Source organism: Maritimimonas sp. 2210JD6-3 (genome assembly GCF_056591795.1).
In genome coordinates this window covers 1-18,721 of sequence record NZ_JBWQOJ010000032.1, presented here as the reverse complement: position 1 = coordinate 18,721, position 18,721 = coordinate 1, and the positions used below count along the sequence as shown (strand labels likewise).

Annotated in this window: 12 protein-coding genes; 7 read left to right on the top strand and 5 right to left on the bottom strand. The window is 32.3% G+C overall.

Going from position 1 to position 18,721, the window contains the following annotated elements:
- Window positions 1-12: 12 nt before the first annotated feature.
- The 3 genes from accD to tamL form a co-directional block, all read right to left on the bottom strand.
- Window positions 13-873 carry an acetyl-CoA carboxylase, carboxyltransferase subunit beta gene (accD, locus tag AC1EUY_RS12460; protein WP_480195874.1) on the bottom strand — a complete coding sequence of 287 codons (861 nt, stop codon included), beginning with the start codon at window positions 871-873 and terminating at the stop codon, window positions 13-15.
- A 19-nt stretch (window positions 874-892) separates the two neighbouring features.
- Window positions 893-1,960 carry a class II fructose-bisphosphate aldolase gene (gene fbaA, locus AC1EUY_RS12455; protein WP_480195873.1) on the bottom strand — a complete coding sequence of 356 codons (1,068 nt, stop codon included), beginning with the start codon at window positions 1,958-1,960 and terminating at the stop codon, window positions 893-895.
- 91 nt (window positions 1,961-2,051) lie between these two features.
- On the bottom strand, window positions 2,052-4,604 hold the full coding sequence (gene tamL, locus AC1EUY_RS12450) for a translocation and assembly module lipoprotein TamL (protein ID WP_480195872.1): 2,553 nt from the start codon (window positions 4,602-4,604) through the stop codon (window positions 2,052-2,054).
- 113 nt (window positions 4,605-4,717) lie between these two features.
- Between tamL and AC1EUY_RS12445 the strand changes: the two genes are divergently transcribed.
- Window positions 4,718-5,443 carry a TrmH family RNA methyltransferase gene (locus AC1EUY_RS12445; RefSeq protein WP_480195871.1) on the top strand — a complete coding sequence of 242 codons (726 nt, stop codon included), beginning with the start codon at window positions 4,718-4,720 and terminating at the stop codon, window positions 5,441-5,443.
- Between the two features lie 2 nt (window positions 5,444-5,445).
- Here AC1EUY_RS12445 and porT read toward each other — a convergent pair whose 3' ends face one another.
- Together porT and ubiE are read right to left on the bottom strand one after the other, a co-directional pair.
- Window positions 5,446-6,177, bottom strand: coding sequence for a type IX secretion/gliding motility protein PorT/SprT (gene porT / locus AC1EUY_RS12440; RefSeq protein ID WP_480195870.1), 732 nt, complete (start codon window positions 6,175-6,177; stop codon window positions 5,446-5,448).
- 9 nt (window positions 6,178-6,186) lie between these two features.
- Window positions 6,187-6,912: a bifunctional demethylmenaquinone methyltransferase/2-methoxy-6-polyprenyl-1,4-benzoquinol methylase UbiE gene (ubiE, locus tag AC1EUY_RS12435; RefSeq protein WP_480195869.1), complete on the bottom strand. Its 726-nt coding sequence runs from the start codon at window positions 6,910-6,912 to the stop codon at window positions 6,187-6,189.
- 140 nt (window positions 6,913-7,052) lie between these two features.
- Between ubiE and queA the strand changes: the two genes are divergently transcribed.
- The 6 genes from queA (at window position 7,053) to AC1EUY_RS12405 (ending at window position 18,638) form a co-directional block, all read left to right on the top strand.
- Entirely contained in the window at window positions 7,053-8,102 is a 1,050-nt protein-coding gene (queA, locus tag AC1EUY_RS12430; protein WP_480195868.1) for a tRNA preQ1(34) S-adenosylmethionine ribosyltransferase-isomerase QueA, read from the top strand.
- 260 nt (window positions 8,103-8,362) lie between these two features.
- Entirely contained in the window at window positions 8,363-10,078 is a 1,716-nt protein-coding gene (locus tag AC1EUY_RS12425; protein ID WP_480195867.1) for a T9SS type A sorting domain-containing protein, read from the top strand.
- A 61-nt stretch (window positions 10,079-10,139) separates the two neighbouring features.
- Window positions 10,140-11,183: a dual-specificity RNA methyltransferase RlmN gene (rlmN, locus tag AC1EUY_RS12420; protein WP_480195866.1), complete on the top strand. Its 1,044-nt coding sequence runs from the start codon at window positions 10,140-10,142 to the stop codon at window positions 11,181-11,183.
- A 99-nt stretch (window positions 11,184-11,282) separates the two neighbouring features.
- The gene (locus AC1EUY_RS12415; protein WP_480195865.1) at window positions 11,283-11,738 is read left to right on the top strand and encodes a T9SS type A sorting domain-containing protein; all 456 of its coding nucleotides are present in this window, start codon (window positions 11,283-11,285) and stop codon (window positions 11,736-11,738) included.
- A 9-nt stretch (window positions 11,739-11,747) separates the two neighbouring features.
- Window positions 11,748-18,107, top strand: coding sequence for an RHS repeat-associated core domain-containing protein (locus AC1EUY_RS12410; RefSeq protein ID WP_480195864.1), 6,360 nt, complete (start codon window positions 11,748-11,750; stop codon window positions 18,105-18,107).
- A 12-nt stretch (window positions 18,108-18,119) separates the two neighbouring features.
- Window positions 18,120-18,638, top strand: coding sequence for a DUF2247 family protein (locus AC1EUY_RS12405; protein ID WP_480195863.1), 519 nt, complete (start codon window positions 18,120-18,122; stop codon window positions 18,636-18,638).
- Window positions 18,639-18,721 lie beyond the last annotated feature (83 nt).

Genomic DNA, 18,721 nt, shown 5'->3' with positions numbered 1-18,721 from the left:
TGGCTTTTTTTATTATGCTCTTACAGCATTATTTTCAATCAAATCTATATAAAGATTTATTTGTTTTTTTAAATCTTTTCTTTCAATAATTTTATCTAAAAAACCATGTTCTAATACAAATTCAGAACGCTGAAAACCTTCGGGTAAATCTTTACCTACGGTATCTCTTACTACTCTTGGTCCAGCGAAGGCAACCAAAGCATTAGGTTCAGCAATATTAATATCACCCAGCATTGCATATGATGCAGTCGTTCCACCAGTAGTAGGGTCAGTACAAAGAGAAATATAAGGTACTTTAGTTTCAGCAAGCTGTGCTAATTTAGCTGAGGTTTTTACCAATTGCATTAATGATAACGAGGCCTCTTGCATACGTGCACCTCCAGATTTTGAGATCATTAAAAAGGGAATTTTCTTTTTTATAGAGTGATCGATTGCTCTTGCAATTTTTTCACCTACAACACTACCCATCGATCCGCCAATAAAAGAGAAATCCATACAGGCAATAACCAAATCTTTGCCTAGAGACTTTCCTACAGCTGTACGAACAGCATCTTTAAGTTTCGATTTCTCTTGAGCATCTTTAAGTCTATCAGTATATTTTTTAGTATCAACAAACTTTAAAGGATCTTTTGCAGTAATATTCGCATCAAGCTCTTTATACTTGTTTTCATCAAATAGTATTTCGAAATATTCATTACTTCCTATTCTTACATGATAACCATCTTCAGGACTTACGTAATGATTTTCCTTTAATTCTTCAGTATCAACTATTTTACCACTGGGAGTTTTATACCACAGTCCTTTAGGAACATCTTTTTTTTCTTCAGTAGGAGTTTGAATTCCTTTATCTTTTCTCTTAAACCAAGCTGACATATCCTCCAATATTTTAGTATTATAAAGTATTTACATTATTTAAATCTTCAAAAGCTTGTTTTAAGCGCGCTTTAAAAGTCAATTCTCCTTCTCGTAACCATTTTCTAGGGTCATAGTACTTTTTGTTTGGTACATCATCTCCATCAGGATTACCAATCTGAGTTTGTAGATAAGCATTTTTTTCAGCCATATAGTCTCTAATACCCGTCATAAAACCGTATTGAAGATCGGTATCAATATTCATTTTTATTACCCCATATCCTATGGCTTCGCGAATTTCTTCTAAAGTTGAACCTGATCCGCCATGAAAAACAAAATCTATATGATTATGCTCAACGTGATACTTTTTCGAAATATATTCTTGCGAATTTTTTAAGATTTTTGGTGTTAATTTAACATTTCCGGGTTTGTAAACACCATGCACATTACCAAACGCAGCCGCAACTGTAAATCGAGGGCTTATTTTGCTAAGTTCTTCGTAAGCATAAGCAACTTCTTCGGGTTGGGTATATAATTTTGAATCATCTACGTCTGTATTATCAACGCCATCTTCTTCTCCTCCTGTAATACCTAATTCGATTTCTAAAGTCATACCCATTTTACTCATACGTTCGAGGTATGTTTTACAAATTTCGATATTTTCTTCTATAGGCTCTTCAGAAAGATCGATCATGTGAGAACTGTATAATGGCTTACCCGTTTCGGCAAAATGTTTTTCACTTGCATCTAATAATCCATCAATCCAAGGTAAAAGTTTCTTTGCACAGTGATCTGTATGTAAAATCACAGGTACGTCGTAAGCTTCAGCCATTAAATGTACATGTTTAGCTCCAGCGATTGCTCCAGCGATTGCCGCTTTTTGCCCTTCGTTAGACAAGCCCTTTCCAGCATTAAACTGGGCACCTCCATTAGAAAATTGAATAATTACGGGTGAATTCAGTTCTGCAGCTGTTTCTAAAACACCATTGATAGAACTAGATCCAATTACATTTACAGCAGGCAAGGCAAAACCTTTCTCTTTAGCAAGTTTGAATATCTCTTGAACTTCATTACCAGTAGCTATACCAGCTTTAATAGTACTTGTCATAATTTATGTGGATTTTTATGAATGTCAAAATTACTAAATTAAAATTACGGAATTTAAAAAAAACAAGAAATCGTTATCGTGAGTAAAAATGTTAGAAAGGATAATTTATACCAATGTTTAACACCGAATTTTTAAAATTATAATTTTTGAACCACTTATTATTAGATTGTAAATAAGGTTCATAGGTTTTAAAACCAAGATCTAATCTAAAAATCAAAAAACTAAAATCATATCGAGCACCAACACCCGACCCAACCGCGATGTCTTTCAGAGAATTAAATCCAGTAAATTTTGCTTCAGATGATGCTATATTTGTTCTTGATATGTCCCAAATATTACCTGCATCTATAAAAAATGCTGCGTTTAGGCTATTAATTAACTTGAAGCGATATTCTAAATTTGATGTAAATTTTAAACTCCCTACATTAAATTCTAAATCACTATCCTCTGAACCACGCCCCAATTCAAAAGTTCGCCAAGCACGAATATCGTTTGATCCTCCTGCTCTATAACTTCTACTAAATGGAATATCGATTGAATTACCAAACGGGATAGCAGCTCCTATAAAATTTCTGAGTACAAGCGAACTATTTTCATTAAATGACCAATATTTTTTATGCTCTATTTCTGTTTTTATATACTGGGCAACGGGTAACCCAAACAGTACTTTTCTGCCATTCTCATTGGTTTTATTTACAAAAGCTGTCGTTAAACTACCTGCCGAAATCAATCTTCCTGTAAAGGTAGAGAAACTATTATCTTTAAAATTTTCTCTGTTGTTATAGCTATAAGCATAAGAAATTACAGGAACTAAAAAATCTTCGATTAAAATTTCTCTTTGTTTATTGACGTTGTTAATGAAATTAAATTCTCTTGGTTGCGTGATTGAAAAATCAGTATCAGGATTGTTAATTACGTAATTAATATAGTCAACTCCTTCAGAAGAGTCAATTTCTCCTCCATCAGCTAAGTCTGCAGGAGGAGGAATTAAATTAAATTCAGGGTCATCAGTATTAAAAGCAATTCGATTTAATTTAGCAAGTTCAGATTGATAAACAGTAAAATAATTTTCAACTCTTCTGTTATTAATATATTGAAGATTCAACAATTCAAACTTATGGCTTGACTTCAAGGAACTCTGCCAAGAATAATCTAGGCTTCCTGTAATGTTTCGTCTGTCTAATCCGAAATTCTCTTGAAAACCTAGTGCGAAACTTATATTCGTTTTTGGAGCCATTCGCTTAGGGATAATACTTTCTGTATTTATAGGAAATAATATTCTCGGAATCCGTAAAGAAGCAGTAGTACCTATTTCTAGAGCATTAAAAAATGATTCGTTATTTGAACTTCCGATAGCTGTATTGATAAAAGAACCTTGAAATGAAAGTTCAAATATTTCAGCACCTTTAAACACATTTCTATTTAAAAATGAAAACTTACCTAAAATACCAAAAGGTTTATTACTCGACGTGGTAAAGTCTGCATCCCAAGCTAAAGAATATTTTTTTAAAGGCGATAAGAAAATATTAGCAGTTAACGACTCATCTTCGTCTTCTTTATATTGAATATCGATTGAGGCTTTAAAATTTTCTAATTCTCGAAGATATTTACGGGTTAAGTCTCTATCGGTATCTTTATAAATCTTGTTAGGTTCTATGATAATAGCATTCGATAAAAATTTTGCATTATACCGTAACGCATCAGTTGAATAAAAATTGATACCGTTGTAAATAGCTGAGTCTTTTACAGGAATATCTTTATTTTGAAAGGAGAAATTAGTAAATACATTAACAGTCTTTATTTTTTGAATTTTATAAGGAGTTTCGATAATACTATCATTTACAGAAGACCGACGATTCGGAATTGTCATTAAGATATCATATTTATGTTCTGCAATATTGGAGGTGTCTGCCGTAAAACGGATGCTATTTTTGCCAAATTTATAGACACCCGAATTTCTAAAAAGTGTTATTAATCGATCTTCTTCTTTTTCGAAGTTTTTCGATCTAAACTGTGCTCCTTTTTTAATGAAAGACTTCTTCTTTTCAAGTTTATAAAGGGAATCTAAAACTGGTGATTGAATGTCATTAAAAATTGAATCTAGAAAATAAGGATTACCCGTAGTGACATTATACGTAACACTTACACGGTTACTGTCTTTTTTTTGTTCATTATAATTTACCGAGGCATCTCTATATCCGTTAAAAAAATAGTAGCTCTTTAAAGCATCTACAGATCTTTTTGTTTTTACAGAATCTGAAATTACTGGAGCATTTCCGCTTTTTAATTTCCATTTATTAAATCCGATAGAGCTTCTCTTCAATGCATCGTATTGTTTTTCGGAAAAGTTTTTCGAAAACCATTTTTTAAACTTCGGAGCAGTCTCAGGCCATAATGCTGCAATTGTATCGGGATTTCCCCAATTGTAAAGATGTAATGAAAAAGGAATTCCTAATACTTTTTGATTAGGTCGCTGTTGTAAATAGCTTAAAACTTCGGGAGAAGACTCTTTTTTATCATTTACCAACACGGTATTTCTCTCTAAAAGATATTCGCCACTGGCAACATGCTTTGTAGCGTTACATGAAATAAGCACAATTATTATTAAAATAAATAATACTATTTTCGTGTAATTATTAAACAAGTCTAAGCACTTTTTAAGTTTAGTAAAGTAGCAAAAATATCTATAATGATAATACAAACGTTACTTTAAATTGAAATGATTTTTTTGATAGTTTCAAAAGTACTACTATTTATATGCTAAGCAAAAGCCAATTAAAACTTATCAATAGTTTACATCAAAAAAAATACCGAAATAAACATGGGCTATTCATAGCCGAAGGAGTAAAAGTTGTCAATGAGCTATTAAATTCTACATTAAAAGCAGTTTCTATTTACTATACTGATGCCTATTCTCCTCTAACAGAAAATAATGAAGTAACTATAATCTCTGAAAAAGAACTCAATAAAATTAGTTCTTTAAAAACACCCAATAAAGTTTTAGGAATATTTGAAATACCAGAAGAAAAAACTATTCAATTTAAAGGATTAATAGTAGTATTAGATGGAGTGAATGATCCTGGTAATTTGGGAACGATAATTAGATTATGTGATTGGTTCGGTGTGAAGCAGTTGGTTTGTTCAAAGAATACGGTTGACTGTTATAATTCGAAAGTTGTACAGTCATCAATGGGTTCATTGGCAAGAGTAAACATTCTATACGCTGATTTACATAAATTTTTAGCTGATGTTGAAGTACCTATTTACGGAGCTGTAATGAATGGTAATAATGTTCATAATTCAAATTTATCACGAGAAGGAGTTTTAGTTATGGGTAGTGAAGCAAATGGAATCACTCAACAAATTGAAGCTCATATTAATCATAGAATAACAATACCAAGGCATGGTGATTTGCAACAAACAGAAAGTTTAAATGTTGCTACAGCTACTGCAATTCTTTTAAGTGAATTTAGAAGAAATTAAAGCTATTCGAATGTGAAATTCAAGAAAATACCACGAGTCCCAAAATAAGTTATTGGCTCAGTATAAGGTGAGGCTATATTATCTGGAACTATTTCATTGTTAATGGCAAAAACTCCTCTAATAGAAGGTGAAAATTTAAAATATGGCAGGTATAAATCTACTCCTAGACCTATCTCATACATAAAATTGTTAGTTTTCATTCTGAATTGTCGGCTTAAGTTATCTTCGGCATTTTTTTCATTACTACTAAAATTATAATCGTAAGAAACACCACCAATTACAAAAGCACGCATGTTATCTAAGCGATTGGTGCTAAGTTTTAATAATAACGGAAATCGCAAATAGGTACCAGAAATCTCTCGTTCTAATCCCGCATTTCTAAAACCATCAACTCCAATAATTGGGTCGTACATCAAGGTTTTTGTATTGCTAGATAACCCAGGTTCAAAACGAACTCCAATGTTATCGGTAAGTCTATATTGAATAGATAAACCAATGTTAAAACCTATAGACTCATCTACTAAAATATATTCAGGGACTAATCCCGCAGTTTCATTGGTATTGTCATATTTTATTTCAAAGCCTTTTTTGTTAAGACCTAAATAGTATCCAAATTGAATCTTTTTTTTATCCATATTTTCTTTATGGATAATTCTATCTTTTTTTTGAGCTTGTGCGTTGTTTGAAGCTAACAGTAAACAACCTAATACGAAGGGGATGATAAATTGTTTCATTTAATTAAATTACTTAGTTGCCTTATACATTGAGGCGATTCCAAAAGTTAGCGGTTTGTTAGCTATATCTTTAAACCCATTTTTTTGCAAAATATTGTTGAACTTTTTCCCATAAGGGAAATTTGCTGCAGATTCAGGGAGATAATCATAGGCTCTTTTATCTTTAGAAAACAATTTCCCTATCGTAGGGATAATATATTTAGAATAAAATTTAAATAAAGGCTTCATTATAAATCCTTGAGGTTGAGAAGTTTCTAAAACTACAAAAACACCATTAGGTTTTAACACCCTATAAATTTCTAAAAGTCCCTTATCTAAATTTTCAAAGTTTCTTACGCCAAACCCAACAGTAATAGCGTCAAAAGAATTATCCTTAAACGGAAGATTTTCAGAATCTCCTTGAATCATGTCAATTAACGAATCAAGATTCTTATTTTTTACTTTTTTTATTCCTATGTCAAGCATGCCTTGAGAAAGATCTAAACCTACAATTTTTTTCGGATTTAAATCGGCAAGCATAATAACAAAATCACCAGTACCAGTAGCAATGTCTAAAATTGTCTCAGGCTTATTTTTAGCAACTGTTTTTACCACCAGTTTTCGCCATTTTATATCAATACCAAAAGTAAGTAGCCTATTTAAAAAATCATATTTGTAAGAAACATTATCAAACATCTCAGCAACTTGCTCTTTTTTAGACCTTTTATCCTTATATGGAGTGACCTGATTCGCCATGTACTTGAAATTTCGAGCAAAGATAATTAATCATAAAACAGTATTTCTAAATAATCACTAAAATACTTGACAAGGCCTATGGTGAAATTGTATATTTGCCCTCATTTTCTAAGAACAGCCATAAAAGTAATAAAGAAACCATGAAATTATCACATTTTAAATTTGACCTACCAGAAGAATTATTAGCTGAATATCCTTCAGAAGTAAGAGATGAAGCAAGATTAATGGTATTAAATCGAAAAGAACAGACAATTGAACATAAATTGTTTAAAGATTTAATAGATTATTTTGATGAAGGTGATGTCATGATCTTTAATAATACGAAGGTTTTTCCTGCACGCTTGTATGGTAATAAGGAGAAGACAGGTGCGCGTATAGAGGTATTCTTATTGAGAGAGTTAAATAAAGAAAGTCGTTTATGGGATGTTTTAGTAGATCCTGCTCGTAAAATTAGAATAGGTAATAAATTATTTTTTGGAGAAAATGATGATCTCGTTGCTGAGGTAATAGACAATACCACGTCAAGAGGTCGTACGCTAAGATTTTTATTTGATGGTAGTTATGAAGAATTTAGAACTAAATTAGAAGAATTAGGGGAGACACCATTACCTAAATATATTAAAAGGGATACAGAACCTGAAGATGCAGAACGTTATCAAACCATTTATGCTAAACACGAAGGAGCAGTTGCTGCACCAACAGCTGGATTACATTTTTCTAAGCATTTGTTAAAGCGATTAGAAATTAAAGGAATAGATCTTACAGAAGTCACATTGCATGTTGGTTTAGGTACTTTTAACCCAGTTGAGGTTGAAGATCTTTCGAAGCATAAAATGGATTCTGAAGAGATTCATATACCTGAAATTGCTGCAAAATCAATTAATAATGCCTTAAACAATAAGAGAAAGGTTTGTGCGGTGGGTACTACGGTGATGCGAACTATAGAAAGTTCAGTTTCTGCTGACAATAGGTTAAAACCGTTTCAAGGATGGACCAATAAATTTATTTTTCCTCCGTATGACTTTAGCATTGCAGATAGTATGATCACAAACTTTCACACACCACAATCAACATTGATGATGATGACCGCTGCTTTTGCTGGGCATGATTTTTTGAAAGAAGCATATGCTGAAGCTATAAAAGAAAAATATAATTTTTATTCTTATGGTGATGCGATGTTGATATTATAATATTGTCTTAAAAATAATTAATTAAAAAACATTGTCTGAAACAAAGTGATTTAACTGTCTTTTTGAGTGGAGTCGAAAAATCTTTATCTCTGTTATAAATCATAGATTTTAGCTTTTTTTGAGATTTTTCATTTTCATTCAAAATGACACTTTTTTAAAAGCCTCTTTCTTTTTAAAAAGGTAGGGAAAATCCATTTTAAACTGTTAATTAAATAGTTTAACTATTTAATTAACTTAGCAATCTTAAACAATGATTTATTATGATAAAAAAACTACTTTTAATTACTTTCTTTTTGTTTTCAGTAATTGTTTGGTCTCAGGTAACTAATGAAGGAGAACCTCTTAGTTGGAGTTTAAATCTTCAAAAATCTACTACTAAAGCTATTAATTTGCCATCTTTAGATCTTAAAAAGATAAAAGCTGAAGATGACAAATCTGCTACCTTAGAAATTACGAAGCCCTATAGAATTAGTTATTCACATGATGTAGCTTATGGATTAAATGATGGTGATAGATGGATAGAACTTCCCAACGGTGATAGGATTTGGAAAATTGCTTTTCAATCTGATGAGGCACTACACTTAAGTGTTATATTTAAAAAGTTTTTTATTCCTGAAGGAGCTAGTTTATATCTATATAACGATGATAGATCAGATTTACAAGGAGCTTATACAAGTATTAATAATAATGACGAAAACCAATTAGGGAGTTGGCTTGTAATGGGAGATAAGTTGTGGATAGAATATCATGAGCCGAAAGAAGTGCGAGGTAAAGGAAGATTAGAGATATCGGATATTATGCATGGTTATAGGCTTGGTCATAATTATCAGAAAGGCTATTTTGGAAATAAAAAAGAATTGAATGATTCTGGAGCTTGTAATCATGATGTAGATTGCCCAATTGGAAACGATTTTGAAGCGAAAAAGGATATTTTAAAAAAATCGGTAGCTTTTATAACTATTCCTGACCCTGGAGTTGGGACTTTCGTTTGTACAGGAAGTTTAATAAATAATACTTCTCAAGACAAGAAGCCTTATTTTTTAACGGCTAATCATTGTTACGATAATGACAATGGAACTATCAAAAACCCTTCATTATCAACAATGCGCTTTAATTGGATTAGCCCAACCCCTAGATGTGCTTCTTTTACTAATAGTCCTGACGCTACACAAAATATGACAATGAATGGCGCTACATTAAAAGCAAGAAGAGCAGGTTCTGACTTTTTATTGTTGGAATTAAATAGTGCGATTCCAAATGCTTGGGATGTTGTTTATGCTGGATGGGATAAGACAGATGATAATCCAACTTTTGAAGTAGGTATTCATCATCCGCAAGGAGACATCATGAAAGTATGTAGAGACAACACAGGAGCTATAAAAAGAACACAATTTGGTAGACAAACTTGGGATATTACTGGATTTATTGATAATAATGGAAATACATCAGGAAGTACTACTGGTTGGGAAATCGGGGTTACAGAAAGAGGTTCCTCAGGATCAGCTTTGTTTAATCAAAATGGTCATATCATCGGGCAGCTTTTTGGGGGGTTAGCAGCTTGTTCAGGTATAAACGATAACAACAGGCATGATTATTATGGTCGTTTTGCTACCTCATGGGATGCTGGTTCATCATCATCAAATAGACTTAAAGACTGGCTAGATTCTGGAGGTTTAAACCCAGATACTTTAGATGAACTTAAAAATGTATTGGCAACGAACGATGAAGTTTTAGCGCAAAATTTAACATTATTTCCTAATCCAACAAGTGGAGTTATAAATGTGTCAATTGCCGATCAGGTTGGCGAATTGAAATACGAAGTATTTAATTTACTTGGTCAGAATTTAAAATCAAGTATTTTACAAAAAGGAGAATCGATAGATATTAGTACTTTTCCAAATAGTATTTATTTGGTAAAAATTACAGATATAGACCGAAATGCGAGTTTAACAAAGAAAATAGTTTTAAGTAAATAATAATTTAGATTATAAGATTTTAAAAAGTCCTGCCTCGGCAGGATTTTTTACTTTTGCAATAATGATAGAGAAGAAAGACATACGCGCTTTAACAAAAGAACAACTTCGAGATTTTTTTGTTGGGAATGGCGATAAAGCGTTTCGGGGAAATCAAGTGTATGAATGGTTATGGAGTAAAGCGAGTCATTCTTTTGACGATATGACGAATGTTTCTAAGGAAACAAGAGCAATGCTTAATGAGAATTTTGTGATCAATCATATTGAGGTAGATCAGATGCAACGATCTCATGACGGAACGATTAAAAATGCGATTAAATTACATGATGGTTTGATTGTTGAATCGGTATTAATACCCACTGAGTCAAGAACTACAGCCTGTGTGTCTAGTCAAGTAGGATGTAGTTTAGATTGTAACTTTTGTGCTACTGCTCGTTTAAAGCGTATGCGAAATTTAAATCCTGATGAGATTTATGATCAGGTGGTTACTATAGACCAACAAAGTAGATTTTATCATAACATTAAATTATCAAATATTGTGTTTATGGGGATGGGAGAACCTTTATTGAATTATAAGAATGTTTTAGCATCCATTGATAAGATTACTTCAGATGAAGGTTTAGCGATGTCACCAAAAAGGATTACACTTTCAACAGTTGGTATCCCGAAAATGATCAAAAAAATGGCAGATGATGAGGTAAAATTTAACTTAGCTGTTTCTTTGCATTCTGCAATCGATGAGGTACGCTCTAAAATGATGCCAATTAACGAAAAAAGTAATCTAGCCGAACTTTTAGAATCTTTACACTATTGGTGTGCTAAAACGAAAAAGATAATCACTTTTGAATATGTGGTTTGGAAAGGTATTAATGATCAGCAAAAAGATGTAGATGCATTAGTGACCTATTGTAAAAAAGTGCCTTCTAAGGTAAATTTGATTGAATATAATGCTATTGATGACGGTGAATTTCAACAAGCACCGCCAGAATCCATCGATATGTATATCAAAACGTTGGAAGCCAATAGAATTGTTGTAAATGTGCGTCGTAGCAGAGGTAAAGACATCGATGCTGCGTGTGGGCAATTAGCGAATAAGACTAATGATTAGATATTTTTATCATGGAAAACCATGATTTTTTAAAATACCCATTTTCGCTATTTTTTATTTCTTTAATAAGTTTTAGCTTTAGATTAAATTTTCACCCTTATGAAAAAGAAATTAATTGTACTTCCGATTATTTTATTGTTTAATTTTAGTTTATTCTCTCAAAACATAATCAATTTTAGCTATGATTCTTCTGGAAATCAGTCTAACAGATTTTTTATTGTTGCTAAACTTGAAAAAGAACCTATTCCTCAAGAAATAGAAGAGGTTATTGCCCAAGAAACTACTATTGATCAAGAAATAACTAGAAATTTCCTTCAGTATTATCCAAATCCCGTTGAAAATGAGTTAATATTAGACTGGACACAGAGTATTAACTCGAAAATAACATCTATAAATGTTTATAGTATAGATGGAAAAATTTTGCAAAAAATAATACCAACTAAAAATAATTCCCAATATACAGTCCAATTTAATAATTATAGTTCGGGCGTATTCTTATTGACTGCAAAATATCAAGATGGCCAAACGGAAAGTTTCAGGATTATAAAAAAATAATTCTATTTAATGATTAAAGGAAAAACAGCTATGGAAAAAGTAATTCTCTCTTTATTATTATTATCTCAGATAATTATTTCAGGTCAAAATTTTTCAAATACATCTCCCGGGCAGCCTACAGGTGGTTCTCAAGAGGTGGGAGTTACAGAAGGTCAACTATCTGTTTCGTTAACAGGTGGGGCAACTTATCAGTTACCAATTCAGATACCTTCTGGCATCAATGGTATAGAGCCACAGATTTCTATTGTATACAATAGCCAAGCTGGTAATGGAATTCTTGGTTTCGGTTGGAATGTTTCTGGAATTTCAACTATAACAAGAATTCCATCAACAAAATATCATGACGGCATTATTGATGGAGTAGATCATGATTCTTATGATCGCTTTGCCATTGATGGTCAAAGATTAATTTTAAAAAGTGGCACTTATGGTGCAGATAATGCTATTTATGAGACTGAAAACTATAGTAATATAAAGGTCGTTTCATACGGAGGTTCAAATAATACACCTTCTTATTTCAAAGTGTTTTACCCAAACGGAAATTATGCCTTGTTTGGTTCTGATTCATATTCCAAAACTGTCAATCAATGGAATATAAAACGTTTAGTTACTCCACAAGATTTAAGAGTTTCTTATAGTTACCTTAAAGAGCATAATACCTTATATATTAGTTCTATTAGGTATGGCTCTAAAGGCACAGACTATGGCACTAATATAATAAGCTTCATTTATGGTACAAGAAATCGATTTGAACAAGCTTATGTTAATGGTTACAGCCATAGAGTTTTGAAAAGACTCAGAGAGATTAGAGTTACTTCTGCTTCGGTAGGTTTTAGAAATTATATTTTGACATATAATACCACAAGCCTTGGTTATGATAGGTTAAAAAGTATTACTGAAAAGAGTGGCGATAATTCAAAGAGTTTAAATCCTACAATCTTTAATTATGCAGATACCTCCAACGATGATTTATTTGAACGCGTAGAATCAAGAGTTAATTTTAGCAATACTACTTTTGTAAATACAGGTTCAATTTCCGGTGATTTTACGGGTAATGGAAAAATGGATGCTATTTTATATCCAAAAACAGGAATTGATACTAAGAAAAAATACTGGATTCTCACAGATATAGACAAGGGAGGGTATAATTATCCTAAAGAAGTTAATAGTGGTAGTTTCGAAGACATTTTACCAGTAAACTGGCTAAATCATTTTAATAAATTAATACCTTATAAGGGATGGACTGTGGTTAAAAAAACAAACTCCCAGTATAAATTCCCTATATATACAAAAGGTACTACATCAAGTGTTTATTTTCAAAGTGAAAAAGTTTGGAATGCTCCTACGTATAGGAGTAGAACTTCGTGCGATTTTACGTACAGTACTAGGGTGGAACCTCAAAAATTTCTTTCTGGCGATTTTAATGGTGATGGTATTTCTGACATAATTGCTATTGGGAGACCATATTCTTATCAATATTGTGAGACCGCACCTTGCGAAGATGGTGACAACCCTTTTGATATACCTTTTAAACAAGCTAAGAGTCAAAATGAAAAAGCTAGTAATCTATCTCAAAAAACAGATCGAACTTTAATAGACAAATGTTGTAATTGTGAAACCTATTACAGAAATACTTCTAAGGTTCATTTTATTGATTTAGATCGAAGAAAAACTTCAAATTATACAAATTTAGCAGGTTATTTAAGTAGCACACTTCCTTCATCACCCAGAGATTATAATATACAAGTTGGAGATTTTAATGGAGATGGTAAGTCAGATTTTTTTGTAATTCAAAAGAATAAGATAACAGTTTATTCATTAAATAATACGAACGGATTAATAGTATTAGCTACAGTATCTAATGATACAAATATTAAAGAGGATATTGCTCATTTATTCGGAGATTATAATGGAGATGGTAAAACAGATGTGTTAATTCCCACTAATAAGGGGTCAGATAGCTGGAATTTTTATTTTTCAAAAGGAAATGGATTTTATAAAAAGACAGCTTCTATAGGAATGGAATATGAAGAAACGGTGTACGGCGGGTGCACTTTAAATGATTATTGTTTTGTAGATGTTATGTATATCCCAGCAGATATAAATGGGGATGGTAAAACGGATATAATAGTTCAAGAAAATAATACTGTTGCTCATAATGGAAAACCAGTTAGAATGACCTTAGGACTGGCAGAAAATATTAGTGTAGGACCTAATAACATTGACTTTAATCTTGATGCTCCAGAATATATTATTAACCAATTCGGTTCAGATCCTAACTTAGGTGTTGAAAGATTTCCTTTACCCTTGTTCTTATCAGGTAATGATATAAATCAAAATTTAGAATATGCTGTTTTAAGTAAAGATAAACTGTATCACTTCAAACACACCAAAAATAGTAGAGAAGATGTTCAATTAAGGGAGGTTATTACGGGTAATGGTGTTGTAGAAACTATTAACTACAGTCCATTAATCTCAGGTGAGGCTGAACCTGGATCGCAGATTTATTTGTATAAAACATCAAATACCAATGCTATTTACCCAAATGTTAATATAGATGTAGCTCCTCAATTTCAAGTAGTCTCTATGCTTGAAAAGAGCAGTAAAAACCAATATACAAAACAATTATATTCCTATTATGGTGCTGTATCTAATGTTGAAGGATTAGGGTTTTTGGGTTTTGAAAGTGTATTAAGAACGAATTGGTATAATAATAACCAGCCCTCTATGTCTAATGTGACTAAACATGATATATCAAAAAGAGGAGTTCCATACGAATCATATACCACTTTAGGCTTGCAATATAATTTTCATAATACTCCCTCAAATTATATAAGTAAAACAGTTAATAACTATTCGTCTACACTATCAGCAAGTAAGGTTTTTAAAATAAAGTTAAATTCTTCTGTAAGTTATAATGGCTTGCACAATACTTCAGTAACTACATCTATTAACTATGATACCTACAATAACCCATTAAGTACTATACGAACTTCTAAGGAAAATACACAAACACAGCAAACGGAAACTAATACCATTGTATATCAGAATAACATAAATGGAGGTTCTTCTTTAACGAATCCTTACTATGTTGGGAGGGTACGTTCTAGAAATGTTCAAACGGTTACTTCAGGAGATACATTTTCGACTTTCGAGGAGTTTTCATATAACTCTACTATGTTGGTCACCCAAAAGAAAACAAAGGGGTATAATACAGGATATATTACAGAAAATTTTTCTCATGATTCCTATGGAAATGTAACTGGTAAAACAGTTTCGGCTTCAGGAGTTGAATCACGAACGACATCTTACGAATATGATATTTCGGGTAGGTTTATTAAAAATAGCACTGATATTGAAGGATTGAAAACAGAGCTAGAGTACAACTCTCTGGGCTACCTATTAAAAGAAACAAATCCGTATGGACTTACAACACAATATCAATACGATTCTTTTGGAAGAAAAGTAAAGGAAATTGATTATCTAGGTAATCAAACTAGCTATAGTTATTCTAAAACTCAGAGTACGAACTCAAAGGTACAGGTAGATTATCCCGATGGTTCAAAAACCCTTAAAAAGTTTGATGATTTGGGTAGAGAAATAATATCTGGCTCGTTTGGTTTCAGAAACACATGGGACTATATAAGTACAGAATATGATATTTATGATCGAAGTATCAAAGTAAGTGAACCCTACAGCGGATCTCCAAGTTTATTTACTACTATAGAATACGATGTGTATGGAAGAATTAAACAGACCAGATCTCCAGCAGGTCTAAACACAACTATTAGTTATAGTGGATTGAATACAACAACAACAGATGGTTATAAGAATACCGTAGAAAAACGGAATAGCCTAGGGCAGATTATAGCAGTAACTGATAATGGGGGAACTGTTTCTTACCAATATGCCGCTAATGGTAGCTTAAAAAGGACTTCATTGGGTGGTATTATTACCAGTATAAATTACGATGGCTGGGGCAGAAAAGTTCAACTAAATGATCCTTCTGCTGGCATATACAACTATGAGTACAATGCATTTGGAGAAATAAAAAAAGAAATTACTCCCAAAGGAGTGACAACTTACTTTTTAGATGATTATGGTAAAGTTACTGAAAAAAGAGTTGAAGGAGATTATACCAGTCTTATATCTTATTATGATTATAGTACTTCTGATAAATTATTGCGAGGTATAACAACCAATCAGAATACAAATTACACCTATGAGTACGATTCATATAAGAGATTGAAAAAAACGATAGAAAGTAGTTCAACGACGTTTTTTGAGCATACTACTACATATGACGGCTTAGGAAGATCAAACACTGAGCGTTATTATGCCAGAAGCATAGGTGATAATAAGATAAGCGATATTACCATAAGAAATCAATATAAGAATGGAGAATTGCATAAAATATTAAATAACGCAAACCAGTCATTGTTATGGCAATTAAATACGAGAAATGAAAGAGGACAAGTAACTAATGCTACTTTTGGGAATGGTATAAATGAGGTAACTACATATAACTCTTATGGCTTGCCAACAAGTATTAGATCGAATAGAGGAAGTAGCACGTTAATAAATTTAAGTTATACGTTTGATGTTAAAAGAGGTCTTTTATCAAGCAGAACTAGTAGTCTTTTTGGAACTACTGAGCGTTTTCAATATGACAATCTAAATAGACTTACAGAGTTCACCAACATTAGTGGGTATCAAGAAGTGCAGTATTATGACGGAAAAGGTAGAATTACTAGTAATGCTTTAGGAACTTTTAATTATGATAGCGGTAGTAAAGGGTATCAAAACATCTCGATTAACTTATCAAGTTATGGGCAGAATTATTATGACACGAACCCTAAACAAGATATCTTATACAATGCTTTTAAGGCTCCTCATTCAATTACAGTAGGTAGCGATACGCATCAAGAAGATCAAATTCTGTTTCAATATAACATCTTTAATCAAAGATCTTCTATAAACTATGAATTGAATAGGGATCCGGCGATTAAAGGGCAACCCTATCGTTTGCTTAACAAAGCAAAGATTTACTCTCATGATGGTACTATAGAAATAAAAAAAGATTTAAAATTCGATAAGACTGAATTTGTGACCTTTATTGGAGGAGATGCGTATTCTGCTCCAGTAATTTATAAAAGTAGCGATGAAGGAAACCATTTTTATTTTCTACATAGAGATTATTTAGGGAGTATACTTGCTATAAGTAACCCGTTAGGAGGTATAAGCGAGAAGAGACATTTTGATGCTTGGGGTAAACTAGCGTTTGTAAAAGATAGTCAAAACGCCGCGTTAGATAAATTAACCGTTTTAGACAGGGGGTATACAGGGCATGAGCATTTAGAAAGTGTAGACTTGATACATATGAATGCACGATTATATGATGCTAATTTACATCGTTTCTTAGCACCAGATAATTTTGTTCAAGAACCTTTTGGCACTCAAAGTCTTAATAGATATAGTTACGTATTAAACAACCCTTTAATGTATGTTGATCAAAACGGTGAGTTTTGGCATATAGTCATTGGAGCTGTAATTGGAGGTGCCATTAATCTAGCTATAAAATTGAAACAAGGTAAAATAAAATCTTTCGGTGACGGTTTAGCTGCATTTGGTATAGGTGCACTGGCAGGAGGAGTAGGAGCGGCCGTTGGATTGCCCGCATTTCTCACTGCTGGAGGAGGTGCAGGTGGGGCAGGAGGTTTCTTGGCAGGGTTTGCCGGAGGCGCAACTGCAGCCGCAGTAAGTACGCCAATATTAAGTGCTGGGAATAGTGCTTATTTTGGGGATCCACTATTGACCCCAGGGCAATATTTACAATCAATAGCATTTGGTGGTTTATTAGGAGGTGTCATTAATGGAGGTATAGCAAAATTTAATGGAAGAAGTTTTTTAGGAGGAGACCTTCCTAGATCTCAGGCAACTGCTATTCAACCAGTGGCGACTAGACCGGCAAAACCAGTTAATTCACAAAGCAATAATACTAACCTAGACCTAGCTAGACAACAAATAAAGGAAGCAATACCCCATAAAGGAGGCCCAATAAAATACAAGGCAGATATGTGGGCAAAAAATAGATTGACAGATGCCAATCATAATTGGAATCGAAGAACTATAGAAATAGTTTCGGATAATGGAAAAGTTTTTCATCAACTTGGAGGAGATGGGAAACCTCAAGTATTAATTCAAATGATTGGAGATAAATATGGGACAAAAGGTATATTTGAAATTATTATTAGAGATGGTACGATCCATCACCAGAGATTTATACCTAATGGAATTATCAATGGAGCTGCCAATCAATCAGGCGGAGGAGTTTCAACTCCATTTCCTTGGTGGCAGACTAGAAATTAATGGATTATTCTGATGGAAGTATTTAAACGGGATATCAAGATAAATTTATGGGGTTCGGTATATATCGGGATCAAAAAAGGTTGGTTGAGTACAAATGCTTTTTTAGATTATTATCAAAAGAATTTAATCAGTTTTTACAATGAAGAAAGGTATATTGAGCTTTATTTGGCCAGTGATGAATCTTTAAATGATTTTATTGAATTGATTAAGTTGTATTCTCAAGAGGATGATAATTATGAAATAATTGTAAATGAAGATTCATTTATTGAACAAAATCTGATAAATTTTCCTGAAAAATATTGGGAAATATGGAAACTTGAATTTCTTTTGAGGATTATAAAATCTGATGTCGGTAAGGAAGAAAAACTTAATAAAGTGGCAACACTTTATTCTGAATTTAATTATCCTGAGAACTGGAATCATTTTATATATTACATGCCGTCGAAAAACTCAGAACCTATTGGGATTGATGGACTTTATCAAAATTTAGAAGACTTTATTGAAAACAAAATTTCGACATTAAAAATGTAAATTTTTCTTAATTATTATGCTTTATATAATTAACTCATTTTTACTTTTTTGTACAATAATGAATGATACAGAATTGGTTAGTT